Raw genomic sequence first — 20,423 nt, forward strand, 5'->3', positions numbered from 1 at the left:
TCCAGGTGGTCACCCTCGTAAGGGGCGGACCGGGTTTGACAAAAAGCAGGGGGCCGCTGTAGCGGCCCCCGGATGACGCGGATTGTACCAGAACGACGGAAGGGATTCAGTGCCCCCCGCCGGCACAGACCGGGGAGGCCGGCGCCGCACCGACTTTGGCCCATTCCTCGGATGTATAGGTATGGATCGCCAGGGCGTGGATCTGGCCCATCAGCTCACCCATGGTGGCGTAGACCTTCTGGTGGCGCTTGACGCTATTGAGTCCGGCGAACTGCTCGCTGACGATCACCGCCTTGTAGTGGGTCTCCTGGCCACGGCTATGCATGTGGCTCTCGTTGAGCACCTCAAGGTGCGCCGGGGCCAGGGCGGCCAACTGCTGTTCGATGCGTTGCTGCATGTTCATCGGGGCGTCACTCACTTCTTGGCTGGGGCCTTGCCGGCGTTCGGGTCCAGTTCCTTGGTCATGTCGTCAAGCAGCTTGTTGACCACTGGCACCGCCGGCTCCAGGCTCTGCTGGGTCAGCTGGGCCGACTGCTGGGTCACGCGGGGCATCTCGCGCAGGACCTTCTTGCCCAGCGACGATTCGTAGAATTTGACCAGGTCCTTGAGCTCCTGCTCGGTGAAGGTCTGGGTATACAGGTCGACCATCTTCGGCTTGATCTTCTTCCAGCCGATGGCGTTGTCCAGGGCGGCATTGGCCTTGGCCTGGTAGCTGTCGAGCACGTTTTTCTTGGACTCAGGCGCTTTGGTCTGGGCGAAACGCTGGGCGAACATCTGCTGGACTTGCATGTACACCGGGGTGCCCAGCTTGTCGGCATTGACCAGAGTCAGGAATTTCTCGGCGGCAGCGTTGTGGCTGGCAGTGGCGGCGAGTACCTGGCCGCTGGCGCAAGCCAGGACGACGGCGGCACAGAGGACGCGAAGACGAGTCATTGCATTTCCTTCATGAAAGAAAGGGAGGCGGGTACCTCGGGGAGAGCATTCTGCGCCGTGGCGCCATAGTGCTCAAGTGGCATGACGAGCGACGGAACCGCTCGAGCGAATCAGGGCCTAAACTGCGGTTTCGGACTGACAAAGGAGTGAACGCAGCATGAGCCGTATCGAGACAGACAGCCTGGGCCCGGTCGAAGTTCCAGAGGACGCCTACTGGGGCGCGCAGACCCAGCGTTCGCTGATCAACTTCGCCATCGGCAAGGAGCGCATGCCCCTGGCTGTACTGCACGCCCTGGCGCTGATCAAGAAAGCTGCAGCGCGGGTCAACGACCGCAATGGCGACCTGCCGGCCGACATCGCCCGTCTTATCGAACAGGCCGCCGATGAAGTGCTCCAAGGCGAACATGACGACCAGTTCCCGCTCGTCGTCTGGCAGACCGGCAGCGGCACCCAGAGCAACATGAACGTCAACGAAGTCATCGCCGGGCGCGCCAACGAGCTGGCCGGCAAGGGTCGAGGCGGCAAGGCGCCGGTACACCCCAACGACCACGTCAACCGCTCGCAGAGCTCCAACGACTGCTTCCCCACCGCCATGCACATCGCCGCTGCACAGGCCGTGCACGACAAACTGCTGCCAGCGATCGCCGAACTCTCGGCGGGACTGGCCGAGCTGTCGGCGCGTCACCAGCACCTGGTCAAGACCGGCCGTACCCACATGATGGACGCCACACCCATCACCTTCGGCCAGGAAGTCTCGGCGTTCGTCGCCCAGCTTGACTATGCCCAGCGCGCCATTCGTGCCAGCCTGCCGGCAGTGTGCGAGCTGGCCCAGGGCGGGACTGCGGTCGGTACCGGGCTCAATGCTCCGCACGGCTTCGCCGAAGCCATCGCCGCAGAGCTGGCGGCGCTTTCGGGCCTGCCCTTCGTCACCGCACCGAACAAGTTCGCCGCCCTGGCCGGCCATGAGCCGCTGACCACCCTGGCCGGCGCCCTCAAGACCCTGGCCGTGGCCTTGATGAAAATCGCCAACGACCTGCGCCTGCTCGGCTCCGGCCCACGGGCGGGGCTCGCCGAAGTACGCCTGCCGGCCAACGAACCGGGCAGTTCGATCATGCCCGGCAAGGTCAACCCGACCCAATGCGAGGCCTTGTCGATGCTTGCCTGCCAGGTGCTGGGCAACGACGCGGCGATCGGCTTTGCCGCCAGCCAAGGGCATCTGCAGTTGAACGTGTTCAAGCCGGTGATCATCCACAACCTGCTGCAATCGATCGAGTTGCTGGCCGACGGCTGCCGCAACTTCCAGCAGCACTGCGTGGCCGGGATCGAGCCGGATGCAGAGCAGATGGCGGCGCATCTGGAGCGAGGGCTGATGCTGGTCACCGCGCTCAACCCGCACATCGGTTACGACAAGGCTGCCGAGATCGCCAAGAAGGCCTACAGCGAGGGCAAGACACTGCGTGAGGCGGCGCTTGAGCTCAAGTACCTGACCAACGAGCAGTTCGACCAATGGGTGCGGCCAGAGAACATGCTGGCGCCCGGTGCAAAAGGCTGACCGTCAGTCCATGCAGCCCCGTTTGCGCCAGCTCTTTTACGGGAGCTGGCGCAGCCACGTCTGGTTCACTGAACCTGTGCCAATCGCGCACGCCGCGCACGCCAGCCGGCCATCAATGAAGGTCCCAACGCCACGAGGGCCGACCCCACCACCACCGTCACCGCCCCGACGTATCCCAGGGCGTTGATGTCTTCGGCCTGGACATGATCCGGCCACAGCACGGCCGCCGCGGCCACGGCGAGGAAAGTCACCAAAGGTGTGAGCGCCAAGGTCGCGCTCACTCGCGAGGCCTCCCAATGGGCCAGCGCCTCGGCGAACGCTCCGTACGCCACCAGGGTATTGAGGCAACACGCCAGCAACAGCCAGCCTTGCAGCGGGCTCAACTGCAATGCCTCCAATGGATGCGCCCAGGGCATCAGCAACAGCGCACAGCTCAGGTACATCACCATCATCACCTGCTGTGAATGCCACACCGTGAGCAGTTGCTTCTGGCTCAGGGCATAGAACACCCAGATGCTCGTGGCCAGCAGAATGGTCAACACGCCGGTGGTATAAACGCCCAACGAGGTCAGCAGCTCTTCGAGCCGCTGGTTGAAGAACAGCCCGAATCCAGCCAGCAGCACCAACAACCCAAGCCCCTGTCCAAGGCTGAAGCGCTCCTTGAAGACGAACACGCTGGCCACCAGCAACAACACCGGGCCAATCTGCACCACCAATTGTGCGGTGCCAGGGCTGAGCAGGTTGAGCCCGATCAGGTACAGCACGTAATTGCCCATCAGGCCGAACACCGCCACGGCGATCAGGCCTGCGCCCTTGCGTCCAAGCTTGCCGACAGCCGGCAAGCGCCGATTGACCGCCAGCCAGGCGAACAGCAGGCAGCCAGAAACCGTGAGGCGATACCAGGTGACGGTGATCGGGTCCATCACCTGCAGGACTTGCTTGAGCTTGATCGGCAGAATGCCCCAGAGAAACGCGGTCAGCAGTGCCAGGAACAGGCCGTAGCCCCAGCGTCCGGAAGAAATGTGCATAGCGTCCTCGAATCAGGCCCTGCGGGTGGGGGTACTGGAAATTCTAAGGGCTTGGAGTACAGGGCTGGGGAAAAGTCGCGGGAAAAGAATTCATCGGGTCATTCCTTGCGGGCATGCCAGGATTTCCCCTGTCGCCTACGCTGGCCTTTTCGCCGGCAAACCCGCTGCCACAAGTGCACCGCTAGTCTGTGGAAGCGGGTTCGCTCGCCAAAATAGGTGACAGCCAAGCACTTACTTGCGGGATTTATGAAATGCCGCTTCCAGCGCCTCGTTGATGGTCTTGAGCACCTTCACCCGTGCCCAACGCTTGTCGTTGGCCTCGACCAAGGTCCAGGGCGCGATCTCGGTACTGGTGCGGTCGACCATGTCCCCCACCGCCTCTACGTATAGGTCCCACTTGTCGCGGTTGCGCCAATCGTCCTCGGTGATCTTGTAGCGCTTGAACGGGATCTGCTCGCGTTCCTCGAAGCGCTCCAGCTGCGTTTGCTGGTCGATCGCCAGCCAGAACTTCACCACCACGACGCCCGCGTTGGTCAGTTGCTCCTCGAAATCGTTGATCTCGCCATAGGCACGCATCCAGTCGGCCGGGGTGCAAAAGCCCTCCACCCGCTCCACCAGCACCCGGCCATACCAAGAACGGTCGAAGATGGTGAACTTGCCTCGCGCCGGAATATGCCGCCAGAAACGCCACAGGTAAGGCTGGGCCCGCTCCTCCTCGGTGGGCGCGGCGACCGGTACGATGCGGTACTGACGGGGGTCGAGCGCCGCGGCCACCCGGCGGATAGCGCCGCCCTTGCCTGCCGCGTCATTGCCTTCGAACACCGCCACCAATGCATGGCGGCGCATCTGCTTGTTGCGCAGCAGCCCTGCAAGGCGGGCTTGTTCGGTGACCAGTTGCTCTTGGTAATCGTGTTTGTCCAGGCGCCGGCTCAGGTCCAACGCGCCGAGCAGGCTCTTCTGGTCGATGCTGCGCCCCAATGGCGCCACGTTGCCTTTGTGCTTGCTACTCGGATCGTTGGCCAGCGCCGCTTGCAGGCTCTCCAGGAGAATGCGCCCCACCGCCAGGCTGCGGTAGTACGGATCGACCCCCTCGATCACATGCCAGGGCGCGTAGTCGCGGCTGGTGCGACGCAACACACGCTCGCCGAAACGCACGAAGCGGTCATAGGTTTGCGATTGCTGCCAGTCCAGCGGGCTAATGCGCCAGCTGTGCAAAGGGTCGTCCTTGAGCGCCTTAAGACGCGCCTTCATCTGTTTCTTGGACAGATGGAACCAGAACTTGATGATTAGCGCGCCCTCGTCGCAAAGCATCTGCTCCAGACGCTCGGCCCCGGTGATGGCCTGGTCGAGCACCGCATCCTTGAACAGACCATGGACCCGTCCCTGCAGCATCTGGCTGTACCAGTTGCCGAAGAACACACCCATGCGCCCTTTGGGCGGCAACGCCCGCCAGTAGCGCCAGGCCGGCGGACGGGCCAGTTCCTCATCGGTCTGCTGGTCGAAGGTGCGTACCTCGATCAGACGCGGGTCCATCCACTCGTTAAGCAGTTTGACCGTCTCGCCCTTGCCGGCGCCCTCGATGCCGTTGATCAACACGATCACCGGAAAGCGCGCCTGCTGCTTGAGTTCGTACTGGGCTTCGAGCAGCGCCTCGCGCAGGGCGGGTACTTCGGCCTCGAAAGCCTCCTTGTCGATGCTGTGACCAATTTCGGCGGATTCGAACATGAGTTGCCTTGGCTCCTTCAATGGATAACCAAGACTAGCGGATTGTGCGCCAGGCTTCAGGTCCAATCGCTGGCCACGTTCGGTTCTGTTCGGTTGGCGCAGCGACAGGTGCGTAAATGGCTTAAAATCGTCCTCCCGCGACATGCTGAGCCAACCATGCCTGACACCTTCTTACAGCACGCCCAGATCGACTGGGACGACCAGGGCCGCCCTCACTCGCGGCAGTACGACGACATCTACTTTTCCAAGAACGAAGGCATCGAGGAAACCCAGCATGTCTTCCTCGAACAGAACCGCCTGCGTGAACGCTGCACCGCCCTGACGCCCCAGGACTGCCTGGTGATCGGCGAGACCGGCTTCGGCACGGGCATGAATTTCTACTGTGCCTGGCAGTTGTTCGCCGAACACGCCCCGCGGGGTGCGCGCCTGCATTTTGTCAGCGTCGAAAAGTACCCGCTCACCCGCGAAGACCTCGCCCGCGCGGTACAGCTGTGGCCGCAACTCGAACCTTACTGGCAGCCGCTGCTGGCACAGTACGTGGCGGTGCATGGCGGCTTCCAGCAGTTCAGCTTCGACCATGGGCGGGTGACCCTGACCCTGATGGTGGGCGATGCCCTGGCGCAATTGCCTACGCTCGATGCGCAGGTCGATGTGTGGTTCCTCGACGGCTTCGCCCCGGCGAAGAACCCCGACATGTGGACGCCGGAGCTGTTCGCGCAACTGGCCCGGCTGTCCCGGCCCGGCACCACACTGGGCACCTTCACTACCACCGGCTGGGTGCGTCGTGGCCTGATCGCTGCAGGCTTTGCCATGCGCAAGGTGCCGGGTATCGGTAAAAAATGGGAGGTCATGCACGGCCAGTTCCAGGGCTGGCCCGCTGAGCAACCCGCCCCAGCCGAACCCGAACCTTGGTATGCCCGCCCTGCCCCTGTGCAAGGCCCGCGGCATGCCGTGGTCATCGGTGCCGGCCTTGCCGGTAGCGCCACGGCTGCCAGCCTCGCGGCCCGTGGCTGGCAGGTCAGCGTGCTGGAGCGCCACGACGCCCCGGCCCAGGAAGCCTCGGGCAACCCCCAGGGCGTGCTCTACCTGAAACTCTCGGCCCACGGCACGACGCTGTCGCAGATGATCCTCTCGGGCTTCGGCTACACCCGCCGTTGGCTGCAACAGCTGCAACGCGGACAGGACTGGGACGACTGCGGTGTGCTGCAATTGGCCTTCGACGACAAGGAAGCACAGCGCCAGGCCAAGCTGGCCGAGGCCTTCGACAGCACATTGCTGCACGTGCTCGATCAGGCCCAGGCCGAGTCGGTCGCAGGTGTGGCACTGCCTGCCGGTGGGTTGTTCTATCCCGAAGGCGGCTGGGTGCATCCGCCAGCGCTGTGCCAGGCGCAGCTGCAACATCCGCACATCGAGTTGCTGACCCACCAGGAGGTAATCGAACTGCGCAAAGTCGATGGCCGTTGGCAAGCGTGGGACGGTGAGCGCCTGCTGGCGAGCGCGCCAGTGGTGGTGCTCGCCGGTGCCGCCGAGATCCGCCGCTTCGAGGCCTGCGCCGAGCTGCCGCTCAAGCGCATCCGCGGGCAGATCACCCGCCTGCCAGCCACCGAGGCCAGCCGCGCCTTGCGCACCGTGGTGTGTGCCGAAGGCTACGTCGCGCCGCCGCGTGGCGATGAGCACACCTTGGGCGCAAGCTTCGACTTCCATAACGACGACTTAGCACCGACTGTCGCCGAACACCAGGGCAACTTGTCCCTGCTCGATGAAATCTCCACGGACCTGGCCGAGCGGCTCAATACCAGCGTGCTGGACCCCGCCCGGTTGCGAGGCCGAGCGGCGTTCCGCTGCACAAGTCCAGACTACCTGCCGATCGTAGGGCCCGTGGCGGATGCGCAAGCGTTCACCGACGCCTATGCGGTGCTCGCTAAAGACGCTCGACAAGTCCCGGACACGCCCTGTCCTTGGCTCGACGGGTTGTACGTGAACAGCGGCCATGGTTCGCGAGGGTTGATCACCGCGCCCTTGAGCGGCGAGCTGGTCGCAGCCTGGGTGTGCGGTGAACCGCTGCCGCTGCCGCGCACGGTGGCGCAGGCGTGTCATCCGAACCGGTTTGCGTTGCGTCGGTTGATTCGCGGCAAATAGATAGGCCGGGTTCACCGGCAACGGGGCCGCTCAACCTATATAACGGATTGATCTAAAACTCTCACAACCCCCATGGGTCAGTTCCTTATGTGCCCCATTTCGGGGCGCATATTCCCCAACGGCAAAACCGGTAAGGACCTATGTGCGGATTAGCAGGAGTATTGGGAAAGGGGCGTTTAAAGGCTTTCAGGGGCCATAAAACCCCCTGATTCCCCCATAAAAAACCTGTTTTGGTACAAAAAGTGGTACGCGCAATCCGCACCAACTAGTTCCCCGCCCTTCCGAACAAACTCCCCCAAGTCTTGTGATAGATTCGATGTAAATCAAGCTTGCCAAGGTAGGCCAAGCAACAACCACTGAGGGTGTTATGTCCGTTCCAAGAGCTGTGATGAGAACGATTGAAGCTGATTTACATGCCGTCGCAGTCCTTACCTACAACGGCTGCGACATACATGCCCTATCGCTGATGTACAGCTCAATAGACAAGATGGCTTGGCTTTCAAGCGCCAGTATCGACCACGGTCGCAAGGAATTCATGGCAGGGTCGATGATTATTTTTTGCCGGGGTTCGCCTCGCCGCTTGCTGCTGTCGACATTTACGCAGCACGCTGCGGCTTTCTTCATGCTGGTACGGCCGAGTCGAAGCTCTACCGAGACAGCAAAGCGAAGCAAATTATCAACCCTACAGGCCCTCGAAGGCCTCAAGCGGAAGTTGAGGCAGAGGTGCATTTGACGCTTCCTAAGCTGGGCCTTGCGCCGAGCAACGTCGTGGTGGTGCAGTGCATTGACTTTACCGAGCAGTGGATCGAGGCGATGCGACGGTTCACTGATGCCATCGAGGCGGATACTAACCTCCAGGCCCTCACAAAACAGAGGGCCGAACTCCAACTATCCATCTTCCCGGCCGGTTAAAATCATCTACAACCATCGATAGCTGCGACGAGTTGCCGCTCGTACCCAATTCGCTGCCGTCTTTCCGCCAGCAATGCCCTCACCTTCACCTCCAGGCTGTCGGTCTTTCGCAGGCCGGCGGCCGCCCAGAGTGGTACCGCCACGTCAGGCGCCCGGCAAGGCACCTGCACAGGGACCTCTACACGAACGTACTGGACGTCTGGCCCGACCTTCCCTGCGCAGGCGGCGAGCAGAGCGGTGCCTGCGAGCAACCCCACCCCTCGCAGGAATTGGTCAGCGAAGTTCATAGGCCAAGCTCCTTGTCGATGATCGATGTGGCAGCCGCGCATTGGTCGCCACCAGTACGCTCCTGTTGCAGACGGTTCGCCGCGGCATAGTCCGCCTGGGCCTGCTTCCCCGCCTCTTTCACGGCCACCTCGGCCCTGGCCTGTCGCTCGTTCGCGGCCAGGGTTAGGTCGCCCAGGGCCTTCCCCTGCTCTGTGGCCAGGCCGGCGAGGTTGTCCCGGGCCGCCTTACAGGTGATCGCCTCGTCCTGTACGGCATCCAGCGTCGGGCGGAAATGGTTGGTGGTGGCCCAGGAGCCAACCACCATGCCCAGCAGGATCAGCAGGCCGGCTCCTGCAGTGCGCGCCAGCCAGGCCTTCATGCCAGCGCCCTCCGCACACCCTCATCGATGATCGCCGCCGGGTACGGGTTGCCGCCGTTCTCATGGATGATGATGCTCTCCACGAACACCCGCAGCGTGGCCGGGTCCTTGATGTTGATCGGGTCCGTGGTGCGCACGCCCAAACGCTTGGCCACAGCCAGGGCGTAGGCCTTGGTGTCGTTCTCGTTCGACGGCGCCCAGCGGTTGATGGTCTCCAGCACCGTGTCGATGCCCTTCCCGCCCACACCGGGCATGCCGTCCTTGCCGCGGTAGACAATAAGCAGCTTGCCCAAGGCACGGATGCCGTTCTCGGGCGAGTCAAAGCGGGCAAAGCGCGGGTTGCTGGCACCGAGCTCCAAACCCAGCTGACCCACCCAATCGTTGCGTGGGTTGAAATCGATGTTCCCTGGATTGTTGTTGCGGATGCCGCGTGCAGTCATAGGTTTTCTCCGGGCAAAAAAATACCGCCATCAGGCGGTTGTCTTCGTTGGCAGGGTGTCGTTCAGTTGATTAGGCCGGGGGCGCTGGCCAGGTGATCTCGCCTGGGTAGCCAGGCTGATCTGGCAGGCGGTTCAGTGCCACGCGATAGCGCTTCCACTCCTTCAACAGCGCGGCCTCAGCCTCAGTGGCTTCATCCAGATCAACAGCGTCCTGCAGCGGAGCAATCGCCGAATCCGCCACAGCACGAAGCCGCGCCACCTCTACCGCCACATGGGACAGCAGCTGTTCAGCGGCAGCCTGCGCCTTGTCCTCCGCGGTGATCAGCTGCGACCAATCGATGACGCCCGTGGCCGAAGGCTGCGGCGCTGTTACTTCAAGACCCGGCAAAGTCACTGGCCCATCCGGAGGATCGATGATGTCGTCCGGGAACAGCGCCGATTGAGGAGCGTCGAGCGCATGCGGCAATCGCAAGGACACGATGAGTTTCCCGCCCTCCCGCTTTATCGGGTCGAGCACCCATTCGCTCGAGACGGCCTCAGCTGGCAATGTCGCCCCCTCCGGCAGCTGCGCAAAATCCAGCGCAACGTTGTTCAGGGTGAGCATGTCGCCCAGCCGGGATACGGAGAGCGTATTGTCAGAGAGGCCAGGGGATAGCTTGATGATCATCTACATATACCTTCCGATAGCGGCGGCGCTGATCACCACCGTGGGGCCAGCGGCGCGGGAAATGATGTCAATACCGCGCAGAGGTGCGGCGTTGGTTGTGACAGTGCCACCCAGAGCGGACCAAGATGCCCCGCTTCCGTGCCGGAATGCACCAGGGATCACTGTCGGCGGAGCTGTGAATACCGCCGGAAAAGTCCAAGACCGGACGCCCTGGTAAAGCTGCATGGAACCCGATGAGTACGACGAATCAATGGCTTGGTCAGTAACGCTGATGTTCAACAAGCAGATCTGCGTTCCGTCTGGGAGTCGGATGGCTGTGCCGTTGGCGTTCGTTACCGTCACGAAATCGGTCGCCTCAAGCAGTTTCGCCCATGCACCCCATGAGGCAGACGAGATTCGGGCGCGGCGATAGGCGCCGGCCGCAGCACCGGAAGACATAGCGAACTGCGCGCCCACGTTTGCCGAGCGCGAAATGTTGAAACCCATCGGTAAGTTGCCGGCTCCGCCGGGCCAGTCACTTGGCGCAGAATCAGCTGCCGCAAAGAAGCTGTTTGCTGCAATGGCTCCAATCAGGGCGCCCGCCGGCAGGTTGCCCGTCGCGTTATTGGTACGGCCGACACCATGGTCGCCAACCCTCAAAGATCGCCCAAGCGTGGAATCTTCAGTCGATGTCGTTGAGTCTGTCGTTGAGGCTGTACCCAAACCCAGGCCAAGACGAGCATCTGCCTGGGTCGTTCCCCCGGTGCCACCCTTCGCCACCGGTACCACGTTCTCAGTCGAAACAGTGCCCAGGCCAGCCAGCGTTGAGCCCCACTGGTTGGCGATATCGTTGAACTTGTCGGCCAAGGTCTTGGGGTAGCCCTGCAGCGGAGCAATGGCGTAGCTACCGCCGCTTACCGTGGCGCCCTGATAGGCCGGAAGAATGCTCAGCACGGTATTGCTGGCGATGTTGGTGATCTCATACCAACGACCGTCCGGGCCGAGAAAACCATCACCTACCCTGCCATTCGCTGAAAAGCTGGTACCGGTACCGGTCACCGTCGTTTGGCCAGCCGTGATCGCCACCTGGCCTGTTCTGTACCAAGGCATGGATTGCTCCTGAAAATCAAAGAGGACGCATTGGGCGCCCGGCGAATAAGGTCCGTCCGTTCACGCCAGAGGCATTCGTGCTTGAGGTGTATGAGCCTGAGTAGGCTTGAAGGACGTTTCGGTTGCCGACGAGAAACCCGGCAGGGTTGTCATAAACATTGGCGCCGTCATCGAAGGTTGAAAGCAGCGTTGAGGCCAGGAAGTAGTCATTGGCACTGCCGGTCCAGGGCATCTGGAAGCTCGACCACAACACCGACCCAATCACCACATCCGATCCGGCGACGCTGAAGCGATCTGAGGATGGAGCTCCACCGCTCAACAGGATGAGGTTGTCATTGCTGTTGAAGGTCCGTTCCCCTGAGCCGTTTCGAATCCTGATGCCGTAATCGCCTTCGGCCCCGCTGGGTGTGGCCGAGCCAACCATCCAGTGGACGGTGTAGAGGAGGTTGGCGAATGACCCACCAAACCAGCCATCCACGGTGAAGCCTGTCCAAGCACCTGGAGAACCGAGCACGCGATACTTGCAGACCATCATTCCGGTATCGGAACGCAGGAAGACGTATGGCTCTTCAATGGTGGTTATCGGCGCCGGGAAATTCCCGCGCCCGGTAGTGATGTAGTCGCCCGGGCCGCGCCGACCAATCTGGAACGATCCAGATCCGGCAACGCTCATGACCTTGTTGACGTTGTCGATCTGCACCAGGTTGTTGTCGTTTCGCGCCCTGATCCCATACTTGGTCGTTGCGTCTGGCGCATCGCCGTATGAAAGGACTTTGACGGTCCACTTCAAACTCTGCGCCCGCCTCAAATGAAGGGTCCCCGGGCTCCACCACGCCTCAACACCGCTGGACATGTTTACTATTGGCGACTGCACCACAACAAACGAACCCGCCTTTATCTGCGGGATCGAGAAGTACTGGTCCCAGGCGCCATTCCCCTGCACCTGGGTCGTGTAGATCGACCGCAGTGGCGTCACCGATGTATCCAGCGTGATCGCACCGGACGCATCCCGCGTCCTGAATCCATATTGCGCCGCCATCAGGTCAGCCCCCCTACTGCCGTACGCTCGACCCCGTTCTTGTCATAGACATACAGGCCGTTGTTGTTCAGCAAGGTTGAGCCATCAGCAGATTGACCGCGGATCGTGACAGCACCAGTAACCATGTTGATCTCGACAAGCGGACGTCCTTGCGAGTCCACCGCCTGCGAGCGCAGCGTCATGCCGAGGATGATTTGCTGGATGAACGCGGTGTTGATGAACGCCTGGTTGATGAAGACCTGCCCACCCTGGACAACGAACGGCGAAGACAGCGTGCCGTTGATGCCGTTGACCACTGCAAATCGGTCGGCAGAGACCAAGAATTGGCTCTGAACTACCCCACCATTTGACTCAATTCCCAGCGCAACACCGGCAGGCACGATTTGACCATTGGCATTGAGTTCCATCTTGACTCGCCACATCACGCTCAGGTCCCCGTCAGTTTTGGCTTGGGCTTGAGTGATGGTCTGGACAGCTGCAGTGTTCTGTCCAACGCTAACGCTTAACTGGTCGATCTTCTGCGCAGTTGCAGATTCGTTGGTCGCCACCACGCGCTCGAGCGACGTAATGTTTGCCTCATTCGTCGCCACCTTGGCATCGAAGGTGGTCAGCCGCTCGGCCATGGCCATGTTTTCGGTGGTCCGGACCCGCTTCTCTGTGGCGATCGCCGAGGTGCTCTCCCAACCCTTGAGCGCATCCGCCATGGCACCCGAACCGTCGTCATCCCGGGTCGAAGCGCGCAGCGCTTCAAAGGACGCCGCCTGGGCCGTGACCTTTCCGTCGACAGTGCTGATGTCCACGGTGTTAGTGGCCACTTGCTGGGCCAAGCCATTGGCCGTGACCAAGGATTGACCCACATCGATCCAGTAGGTGGTGTTCGGCGGCGCATTCGCCCCGGACGAGTTCGCCGGCACAGCCTGCTTGGCCTGGTAGATCTTTCCGTCGGCGACAACCATCTGGTCCTTGGTGTAGGCCGAATCCTTGTCGTAGGCCGTCAGGCCGCCCAACGCATCGATCTGGTCCTGAAGGCCTGGGATCTTCTGGATCTCCTCGAGCAGGTCCTGACCGAGTTGTGTTTCCGTGATCTTCCCCGCGAGCGCTGCCAACATTGCCGTAACGTCGTTGGACGTGGATGCAGCAATCTTCAGGAATCCACTCACCCCGTATGCGTTGCGCGAGCGGATGAAGTAGTAGTAGTTGGTGAAGAACGCCAGGCCGGTGTGCGTCAGGCTGAGCCCCTGCCCCAGGTACTCGGCCTGATCTGCAGCGGCCTGCGGGTCCATGGTGTAGAAATACTCATAGGTTCCCCCGTTTAAGCCATGCTGCACGTTACTCGGGAACAGCGAGATGCTCTCGATGGTTGACTGCACAACGCAGGCCTCGGGCACGGGCGGGCCGTCGATGTTAACCGTGATGCTGGCCTCGCCCGACCGCGCCAGCGGCCCCAGAGCGGCCACGCTCATCGTGTAGTTGCCGGAGGGCAGCCCCGAGAACGGCAGCTGCATGGTGGTTTCCGGGACCTGGCGGGCCTGCACCGCTACCCCGCCCCGTCGAACCGTCACGGCATAGCCGGTGACGACACCGAACGGCGGCACCCAGCTCAACACCCCCTGAGTGATCTCCGCCGTCTCGTCCTGCGTCCAGGTGAGGCCCGTGGGCGAGCCAAGGCCGCCGGCTGGAAGGTTGATGAAGCCAATCGGGTTGTAAGGCTTGCCCACCGCATCGTCGAAGATCGCTGCCTCGTACTGCGAGACAGTGACGGTGCAGCCGTCATCCGACGCCATGTTCCAGTCGGTGACGATGCACTCGCCCACGATGTTCAGCGACGGCAGGTTCACCCGCACGACGCGGCCAGGCCGGCAGTTGTAGCCAGCGAAGTTCATCGGGATTTGCAGAGAGCCGCCAGCGCGGGCGCGACGCAGCTTGATGTTAGCCAGGCGCTGGGCCTGGTAGGCATCGGTCACGTAGCCAAGCGACATCGATTCAGACGCTTCTCCGCCATCCTGGTCAACCCACTGTTGGACCCGCACCTCAGGGAAGTCGGTCTCCGCCCAGGACTGGGACGGGTCGATGAAGGTCCCGGTAACGATGTTGATCGCTGCGTCATTGCCCACCTCGGTGGAGCCGGACACAGTGCCGATCACCATGTCCTCGGTGATCTCGAAGTCGTACGGGCCATAGTAGGCGCCAGCCTGCAGCATCCACTTGCCGCCCACGCGGATCAATTGCCCAGCGCATGACTCTTCCAGCTTCTGGAGAACAGAGGTGCGCTGCTCATCGGCGCCGATCACGCAGCCCGTGCGATAGCGTACGCCGGTCGTGCCGTCGGCGTTTCCGACAGCCTCGTCGCACACGTTCGCAGCGCTGGCGAACGATTCGAAGACAATCTCGTCATCGGGGACCTTGCAGCGCGCGCGCAGGAACCACAACAGGTGAAGGGCGGTGTTCTCGCTGTATCCGGTCATGCCGGTGCGAGGGTCGTACAAATCCCGCCGGCCACGGACGACAAAGCGTACATTGGGAATGCCCGAAGGAAACTTCTCCGCATTGTGCTTGAGCGACAGCCGAACGAAGGACAGGCCGCGGCCAATCTGCGAATCCTTCCAGTCCCGGCAGTTTGCCTTCAAAAAGGCGTTGACCTGGGTGGGATTCACGATCAGCTCATACGAGGCGTACTCTCCGTAGGTGCCGATCTCCTCCTCGCCGAGGTAGATTTTCTCCAGCCCATCGACCGCGCCTTCGCTCAGCACATAGACCAGGTGCACCCACTCGCCATTGCCTTGGTTGCCGGTCTGCTCCTGCGCCCATACCAGGACACCGCCAGTGCTGACCCGGCCAAGAATGAAGCGCGCCGGCGCCTTCGACGAGCGCACGGTCTGGGCGGACGGCTCGCCGGTACCGCCTCGACCGCCCTTGAGCGCTGCGTCCTGCTGCGAGCCAACGAACAAGCCAACGGCGCCGCCGATGATCGCGAAGCCCACACCGCCGGTGACAAAGCCCAGGGCGGCGCCAGCAGCGACCAGGGCAACCTTTTTGACTGCCTTGCTCATTCAACCCTCCACACCACCAGAGGCTCGCAGGCGATCCGCCCTGCCCCATCCTCCGCCACAGACCAGAACTCACCGGCCCAGTACACCGCCACTCCGCGCCCGTTGGGGCCGTCGTACATCGCCACATCACCGCGCTGAATGAACGCCGGGTTGACCCGAGCGAAGCAGGCATCCCAGGCCGCATCGAGCGAACCGTGGATCTTCTTCAGCAGGCGCTTGGCCCCCGTCTCCGTGGTGTACCGCCCCCGATACAGCGCCGCCGGATCAGTCCCGCACACCGCCACCGCGCAGTCCGCGGCAAACAGGCAGCAGTCAAATTCGCCCCATGAAAAAGGCCGCTCAGTGGCGGCCTTGATCGTGTTGGCGAGTTGAGTTGTCCAATCGCGGGTTCGCATAGTCACTTCTCGTAGGTGAACTTCGGGGCGTCCTTGGAGGCGCCCCAGTAAATGGGCCAGTCGGCCATCTGGGCCACTGCATAGAAGAAGCGGTCGTCTTGGTGCCGGGCCCGGTGGTTCTCGTCGGTCCAGCGCTCGGTGGAAGTACGGCTCCACTCGGCCATGCGGTCGATGATCGGCACCTTGATGGCATTGCCATCGCTGCCATTGCCGCTGTACGCGAACTGGGCCGCATCCATCCGCCCGCTGAACAGAATGTCAGCGGCGTAATCGCCGGCCTGGTCGATGACCACGAACATCAGTTTCGCATTGCGCCCTCGGCAGCCCTTCAGGCTGGTCTCGGTGATGATCGTGGTGTCCAGGCCGTTGAGGGTGAGCTCGACGCTCATGGGCGAACTGGAGTTGCTGCTCTCCTGGGCCTGGCCAACCTCACCGAAGGTGCCCACGCCCTGGTAAGTGATGCCGCCCAGCACCAGCTCACCCGTGCCGGTATGGGCGAAGACCATGCCGTCAGGGAAATCGAGCTGGCAGGCGTACACGGCCATGAAACGGCCCTGGGCGATGATGTCCACCACCCGCTGACTGAATGGGAATGCGCCAGCCATCAGAAGGCCTCCCTGAACTCGAGCGAACCGTTGGCCACCAAAGGCCGAAGCGTCAGGGCGTGGTTGTCACTGACGCGCCGCATCTCGGCATAGGGCGCCTGGTACTCAACTGCAGTGCCGGCGGCGATCGTCTTGCGGATCGGCTTGTTCACGTTGATCAACACCTGCCCGGATGCATCAGAAGACGCATCGTCGACGACCTCGAACATCACCCCGCCGATGGTGATGTAGTCCCCCATGGAGAAAACCTTCTTGTTGGCCGTCACCCCGCTCAGGCGCATCACAGAGGCCTGGGCGTTGGCGGTGACCACCTTGGGCGCGCCGATCGAGTCGGATCGCGTCCGGGTGAACGCTGGCAGATTGAACGTACCGAACATGCCCTGCAGGCGCCCGATGAACGCCGTCAGAATCCGCTCTTCTTCCCGCGACAACGCGCCGAAGGTCATCTGGCACTGCCAGTAGGCCCCCGGGTAGCCGACGATCTGCTGAGCGTTCGACAGCGTCGAGGTGAACGCCCGGTTGTTGTAGACGACGCCCCAGGTCATTTCTGTCGGGCACAGGCCATCCGGCCATGCGATTGCCATGTAGTCACTCCTGGTGGTCGATCAGCCCTTACGCAGCAGTTGCCGGGCTGGGCCGTTGTTCTTGAAGTCCTTCAGCACCATCTGGTAGCCGGCCTGGGCGCCCTGGCTGGCCGCCTCCCTGATCCGCGCCAGCGTTGCATCGTCGGCACTACCCTGGATTTGGAAATGCTGCTGAATGGGCGGCAGGTTGCCGGGAAGGCTCCTGCTACCGCCTTGGGCCTGGATGTCGCTCAGTGTCCGGTCCAGCTTGGCGCTGGTTCCGGCAGTGGTGACGCGCTCACCCTTCTGCAGCAACCAGGTGCCCTCGCGCGGCACGCTGTCGATACCGTCATGAGCCATACCCACCAGTGCCAGGCTGCTGGCCAGGCCGGTGGTGCTGGTGATCGCAGCAGAGGCCGGCGCGGCGTTGGCACCGAACGATGCCAGAGACGCCATGGCGGCAGCAGGCGCATAGGCGGCGGCCATTGCGGTACCGGTTGCAGCAGCCAGCGCAGCCGACGAGGCCGCGGCGCTGTCGCCAATCGCCGCGTTGACCAGCATCTGCAGGCCGACCTTAACGAGCATGTGCAGCAGGTCATCGGCGATACCCTCAACGAAACTGCTGAAGTTGAACTCGCCAGTTTTCACGAAGCTGACCAGCTCATCCTCCAGGCTGCCCAGGGCATTGCTGGTAACGTCATACATCTGCGACGACAGGTCCCGCGCGTGGTCGGCATAGTCCTGCCAGGCGTCCTTGGAGCCATCCAACCAGTTGGTCTGGGCCTCGTCGAGCTGGTCGTAGTAGTCCATCTGCATGGACAGCCGCTCGCTCAACGACGACTGCAGCAATTCAGCCTCGCGCTTGAACAGGCTTTCGCTGATGTCGCCGGCGTTACGCTGGGCCTGCAGGTCGGCGAACTTCTGGTCGAACTCCTGGCGGATCTCCAGAATGCCTTGCAGGCGTTCGCGGGTTTGACTGCCCATGCCAGCGCCAACAAATTCCATGTCGAGGCCGGATTTGGCCGTAGCGTTGGCCGCCGCCAAAGTGGCCGCGTAGGAGGCAGCCTTCGCATTCTCCTCGTTGGCCACCTTCAGCTGCTTCAGCTTATCCAGCTCGGCGGCCAGGTCCTTCAAGCGGGTTTGCTGCTGAGCGCTCAAGCCCTTGAGCTTTCCTGATTCGACTTCGAACTGAAGCTTGGTCGCCTCGGTGGCATCCTGGCGCTTGTCGACTTCCGTGTTGATGAGGGCAATTTGTCGCTCATAGCCCTCTTCAGCTGACTCGAACTGCTGCTGCAGCTTCTTCCGAGCCGCCTCAGCCGATTTCGCTACATCCTGCTGGGCTTTCGTGATCGCTGTAAATGTGCCTGCGCCCCCCTTGCGCATCTGCTCCAGTAGATCTGCCAACTCTTTCACCTGGTTGGAAGATCCACCGTCAGGCTTTTCGTCGAAGGACGCCATGAGCTTGCCGTATTCACCGGCGAGGCTGCCCATCTCGGCCTTTGCGCCGCTGATCGTTGCGCTCATTGCATCGACGTTTTTGAATGCGTTGTAGACCCTCACTGGTGGTAAGTACCGATCCCACCATTTGGCCTCGGCCCCCCCAACCATCGCGTTGTCGACATCGGACAATGTCTTTAGCGAAATGCCAAGCAGGTGGATACCTGCAACGCTACCAACTGCCAGTTTTCCCAGTGCCCGCAGGCTGGTGGCCAGGTCGTCAGAGACGCGCTTTGCAAGCACTCCGTTGATGGAAGTGTCATTGAGCCCAGTAGCGAAATTAGCAAGCGTTGGAAGCATCGCGGATGTGATCTGGTTGGACAGGCCACTCACGGACTGATCTACAAGCCAGGTCGCTGCCTTTAACTCCTGGGCGGCACGGATGGTCTTATCATCCATGATTGCGCCAGCTGCTTCCGCTGCATCACCGAAACGCTTGAATCCCTCTGAATTGTTGCGCAGGAGCGGCAGAAGCAAAGTTGCATCGTTGGCAATCGCCTCAAGATAGAACGTCATGTCAGACTGACTGACCTTGGCTTTCTCCAAGCTGGAAACGTAAAGACCGAGCGCTTGGCTTCCGCTTAAGTTCCGAAACTGATCTGCAGTGACGCCAACCTTAGGGGCAATTTGCTCGAAGAAGTCGAGCATCTCGCCGCCGCCGGTGTTTAAGTAGTCGCCAACCTTGTCGTTCACATCCTTGAATATATCAGCGAGCTTATCCTGCTCGATCCCTACTGTTTTCGCGCCAGCTGCAAGTTTTTGGAAGTCGTTGGTGCTGACGTTTGCTACGGAGGCCAGCTTGCTAATTTCTGACGCAGTGTTGATAGCCGAAACAGTGAGTGCTGTGAGCGTTGCTACTCCGGTCGCTACGGCGCCACCGATAGCGGCGCCAACAATCTTGGCGTTGGCTTCTACCTGTTTACGCCATTTATCGGAGCTGCGCTCGGCCTTGTCCATGCCGGCAACAAACCCGCCGACCTTTGCAATTAGATCAAGGGTCAACGTTCCAAGGGATTTGGCCGCCATTATTTACTCCAGGCACAAAAAAGCCCGCAAGTGCGGGCTGTTTATTTGATCAACCTAATATTCTGGTCTTCTCTCTCTGGAATTCTTCCTCGCTAAGAGAGCCGCTATTTCTGAGGGCGGTTATTTTCTCAAGCATAACGTAACGATCAGGCTCAACATCTACTGACAGTGTATCAACAGACGGCACTCGACGCTTTCCGATTACTGCCCACACTAGTGCTACAACCCACCCTACAATAGTCCAGCCAAGCAAAAGGTTGAGAAGAAATATGGTCGTATATTTCTCATGATGCCGATGAAAAGCAATAATCATTGGCAGAATATATATAGCTAAATATACGACCAGATAACCAAAATACAGTCCCTGTAATAGCTCCATGCTTCTTCCCCCACTGCGAATCGCAAATGGGCCAATCTAACACTTCTGCTAAGTCCACGTCTCCATCGCCACCCCGAGACTGGTCGCTACTTGGTCGACATGAGGCGAGAAGTCCGCCGGCGTGTAAGGCTCCGGCCGCTTCTTCTGGTCTCGAGTCTGGTTGGCCAGGATGGAAGCAATCAGGGCGAAGCCACTCTCGATGCGCATGCCCAAATGGAACGAGCCGCGCTTACGCCAGTACTTCACCCAGGAGTGGAACTCGCGCAGGCTCAGGTTTTCTTGCGCCTGCGCGATGGTGGTGCCGCCGACTCCGGCGAGGACGAGTTCGTGCCAGAGCTCGTCGAGGTCGGTGAGCTCGTCGTCTTTCCCAGGTTGTTCACCTCATGGATAACCGCGAGCAGTGCAACGGTCAGGTTTCCATCCAGCGCGCCCAGGCGTTTGGTGCTCTTAGGGTCCTTGGCCAACTCGACCTTGTCGAGAGGTCCATGGGTGATGTCCAGGACCGTGAAGACGGGCTGCCCTTCTTCGTTGCAGATCGCGGCGGCGATGCGGCCGGCAATGCTGTCTTGGTGGCCAGCCGCGGCGAGGACATCGCTGACGGCTGACTGGTAGCCCAGCGGGCGAACGTAGACGGTCGCCTTCAGGGTGTCTTCGCCTTGGCGCCAGCTGATTTCCTTCTCCACAGGCCGGCCGGTGAAGGAGCCGACCTGTTGCAGCGAGTCGATAGTGAGCTTCATC

21 protein-coding genes are annotated in these 20,423 nt (G+C 61.6%); 3 read left to right on the forward strand and 18 right to left on the reverse strand.

The annotated features are described in order from the left end of the window. Positions 1 to 106: 106 nt before the first annotated feature. Together J5X93_RS19235 and J5X93_RS19240 are read right to left on the reverse strand one after the other, a co-directional pair. Positions 107 to 403, reverse strand: coding sequence for a BolA family protein (locus tag J5X93_RS19235; RefSeq protein WP_043206603.1), 297 nt, complete (start codon positions 401 to 403; stop codon positions 107 to 109). Between the two features lie 11 nt (positions 404 to 414). Continuing rightward, on the reverse strand, positions 415 to 933 hold the full coding sequence (locus J5X93_RS19240; RefSeq protein ID WP_043206604.1) for a DUF2059 domain-containing protein: 519 nt from the start codon (positions 931 to 933) through the stop codon (positions 415 to 417). 157 nt (positions 934 to 1,090) lie between these two features. Here J5X93_RS19240 and J5X93_RS19245 point away from each other — a divergent pair, with 157 nt between their 5' ends. After that, positions 1,091 to 2,485: a class II fumarate hydratase gene (locus tag J5X93_RS19245; protein WP_070573107.1), complete on the forward strand. Its 1,395-nt coding sequence runs from the start codon at positions 1,091 to 1,093 to the stop codon at positions 2,483 to 2,485. A gap of 65 nt (positions 2,486 to 2,550) precedes the next feature. Here J5X93_RS19245 and J5X93_RS19250 read toward each other — a convergent pair whose 3' ends face one another. Next, complete coding sequence (locus J5X93_RS19250; protein WP_102082351.1) at positions 2,551 to 3,513, reverse strand: DMT family transporter; 963 nt, start codon at positions 3,511 to 3,513, stop codon at positions 2,551 to 2,553. Positions 3,514 to 3,744: 231 nt separating this feature from the next. Next, positions 3,745 to 5,238 (reverse strand): polyphosphate:AMP phosphotransferase, encoded by a 1,494-nt coding sequence (gene pap, locus J5X93_RS19255; RefSeq protein ID WP_043206607.1) that lies wholly within the window; start codon positions 5,236 to 5,238, stop codon positions 3,745 to 3,747. Positions 5,239 to 5,394: 156 nt separating this feature from the next. Here pap and mnmC point away from each other — a divergent pair, with 156 nt between their 5' ends. Together mnmC and J5X93_RS19265 are read left to right on the forward strand one after the other, a co-directional pair. Then, positions 5,395 to 7,377 (forward strand): bifunctional tRNA (5-methylaminomethyl-2-thiouridine)(34)-methyltransferase MnmC2/FAD-dependent 5-carboxymethylaminomethyl-2-thiouridine(34) oxidoreductase MnmC1, encoded by a 1,983-nt coding sequence (gene mnmC / locus J5X93_RS19260; RefSeq protein WP_102082350.1) that lies wholly within the window; start codon positions 5,395 to 5,397, stop codon positions 7,375 to 7,377. Between the two features lie 492 nt (positions 7,378 to 7,869). Next, on the forward strand, positions 7,870 to 8,289 hold the full coding sequence (locus tag J5X93_RS19265; protein WP_250033840.1) for a hypothetical protein: 420 nt from the start codon (positions 7,870 to 7,872) through the stop codon (positions 8,287 to 8,289). Between the two features lie 2 nt (positions 8,290 to 8,291). Here the strand turns inward: J5X93_RS19265 and J5X93_RS19270 are convergent, their stop codons facing one another. The 14 genes from J5X93_RS19270 to J5X93_RS19335 all read right to left on the reverse strand — a co-directional run bounded on the left by J5X93_RS19270 (position 8,292) and on the right by J5X93_RS19335 (position 20,422). Continuing rightward, positions 8,292 to 8,576 carry a hypothetical protein gene (locus tag J5X93_RS19270; protein ID WP_102082348.1) on the reverse strand — a complete coding sequence of 95 codons (285 nt, stop codon included), beginning with the start codon at positions 8,574 to 8,576 and terminating at the stop codon, positions 8,292 to 8,294. Next, complete coding sequence (locus J5X93_RS19275) at positions 8,573 to 8,935, reverse strand: hypothetical protein (protein WP_102082347.1); 363 nt, start codon at positions 8,933 to 8,935, stop codon at positions 8,573 to 8,575. Before J5X93_RS19275 ends, J5X93_RS19270 begins: the two co-directional genes overlap by 4 nt. Continuing rightward, on the reverse strand, positions 8,932 to 9,375 hold the full coding sequence (locus J5X93_RS19280; protein WP_102082346.1) for a structural protein P5: 444 nt from the start codon (positions 9,373 to 9,375) through the stop codon (positions 8,932 to 8,934). Before J5X93_RS19280 ends, J5X93_RS19275 begins: the two co-directional genes overlap by 4 nt. Before the next feature lie 70 nt (positions 9,376 to 9,445). Next, complete coding sequence (locus tag J5X93_RS19285) at positions 9,446 to 10,042, reverse strand: tail fiber assembly protein (protein ID WP_250033841.1); 597 nt, start codon at positions 10,040 to 10,042, stop codon at positions 9,446 to 9,448. Then, entirely contained in the window at positions 10,043 to 11,131 is a 1,089-nt protein-coding gene (locus J5X93_RS19290; RefSeq protein WP_250033843.1) for a hypothetical protein, read from the reverse strand. It lies immediately after the preceding gene. Between the two features lie 16 nt (positions 11,132 to 11,147). Then, positions 11,148 to 12,170, reverse strand: a complete 1,023-nt coding sequence (locus tag J5X93_RS19295; RefSeq protein WP_250033845.1) for a hypothetical protein — start codon at positions 12,168 to 12,170, stop codon at positions 11,148 to 11,150. Then, positions 12,170 to 15,220, reverse strand: a complete 3,051-nt coding sequence (locus J5X93_RS19300; protein WP_250033848.1) for a phage tail protein — start codon at positions 15,218 to 15,220, stop codon at positions 12,170 to 12,172. Before J5X93_RS19300 ends, J5X93_RS19295 begins: the two co-directional genes overlap by 1 nt. Then, on the reverse strand, positions 15,217 to 15,615 hold the full coding sequence (locus J5X93_RS19305; RefSeq protein ID WP_250033631.1) for a DUF6950 family protein: 399 nt from the start codon (positions 15,613 to 15,615) through the stop codon (positions 15,217 to 15,219). Before J5X93_RS19305 ends, J5X93_RS19300 begins: the two co-directional genes overlap by 4 nt. Before the next feature lie 2 nt (positions 15,616 to 15,617). After that, on the reverse strand, positions 15,618 to 16,220 hold the full coding sequence (locus J5X93_RS19310) for a hypothetical protein (RefSeq protein ID WP_250342646.1): 603 nt from the start codon (positions 16,218 to 16,220) through the stop codon (positions 15,618 to 15,620). Next, the gene (locus J5X93_RS19315; RefSeq protein WP_250033850.1) at positions 16,220 to 16,804 is read right to left on the reverse strand and encodes a hypothetical protein; all 585 of its coding nucleotides are present in this window, start codon (positions 16,802 to 16,804) and stop codon (positions 16,220 to 16,222) included. Before J5X93_RS19315 ends, J5X93_RS19310 begins: the two co-directional genes overlap by 1 nt. Before the next feature lie 21 nt (positions 16,805 to 16,825). Next, the gene (locus J5X93_RS19320; RefSeq protein ID WP_250033852.1) at positions 16,826 to 19,306 is read right to left on the reverse strand and encodes a phage tail tape measure protein; all 2,481 of its coding nucleotides are present in this window, start codon (positions 19,304 to 19,306) and stop codon (positions 16,826 to 16,828) included. Positions 19,307 to 19,355: 49 nt separating this feature from the next. Then, positions 19,356 to 19,685, reverse strand: coding sequence for a superinfection immunity protein (locus J5X93_RS19325; protein ID WP_250033854.1), 330 nt, complete (start codon positions 19,683 to 19,685; stop codon positions 19,356 to 19,358). A 48-nt stretch (positions 19,686 to 19,733) separates the two neighbouring features. Next, positions 19,734 to 19,979 carry a phage tail assembly protein T gene (locus J5X93_RS19330; protein WP_502942742.1) on the reverse strand — a complete coding sequence of 82 codons (246 nt, stop codon included), beginning with the start codon at positions 19,977 to 19,979 and terminating at the stop codon, positions 19,734 to 19,736. Then, positions 19,955 to 20,422 (reverse strand): phage tail assembly chaperone family protein, TAC, encoded by a 468-nt coding sequence (locus J5X93_RS19335; protein WP_250033858.1) that lies wholly within the window; start codon positions 20,420 to 20,422, stop codon positions 19,955 to 19,957. Before J5X93_RS19335 ends, J5X93_RS19330 begins: the two co-directional genes overlap by 25 nt. Between the last annotated feature and the right edge of the window lies 1 nt (position 20,423).

This window comes from Pseudomonas sp. BYT-1, assembly GCF_023611805.1.
Taxonomy (GTDB): domain Bacteria; phylum Pseudomonadota; class Gammaproteobacteria; order Pseudomonadales; family Pseudomonadaceae; genus Aquipseudomonas; species Aquipseudomonas guariconensis.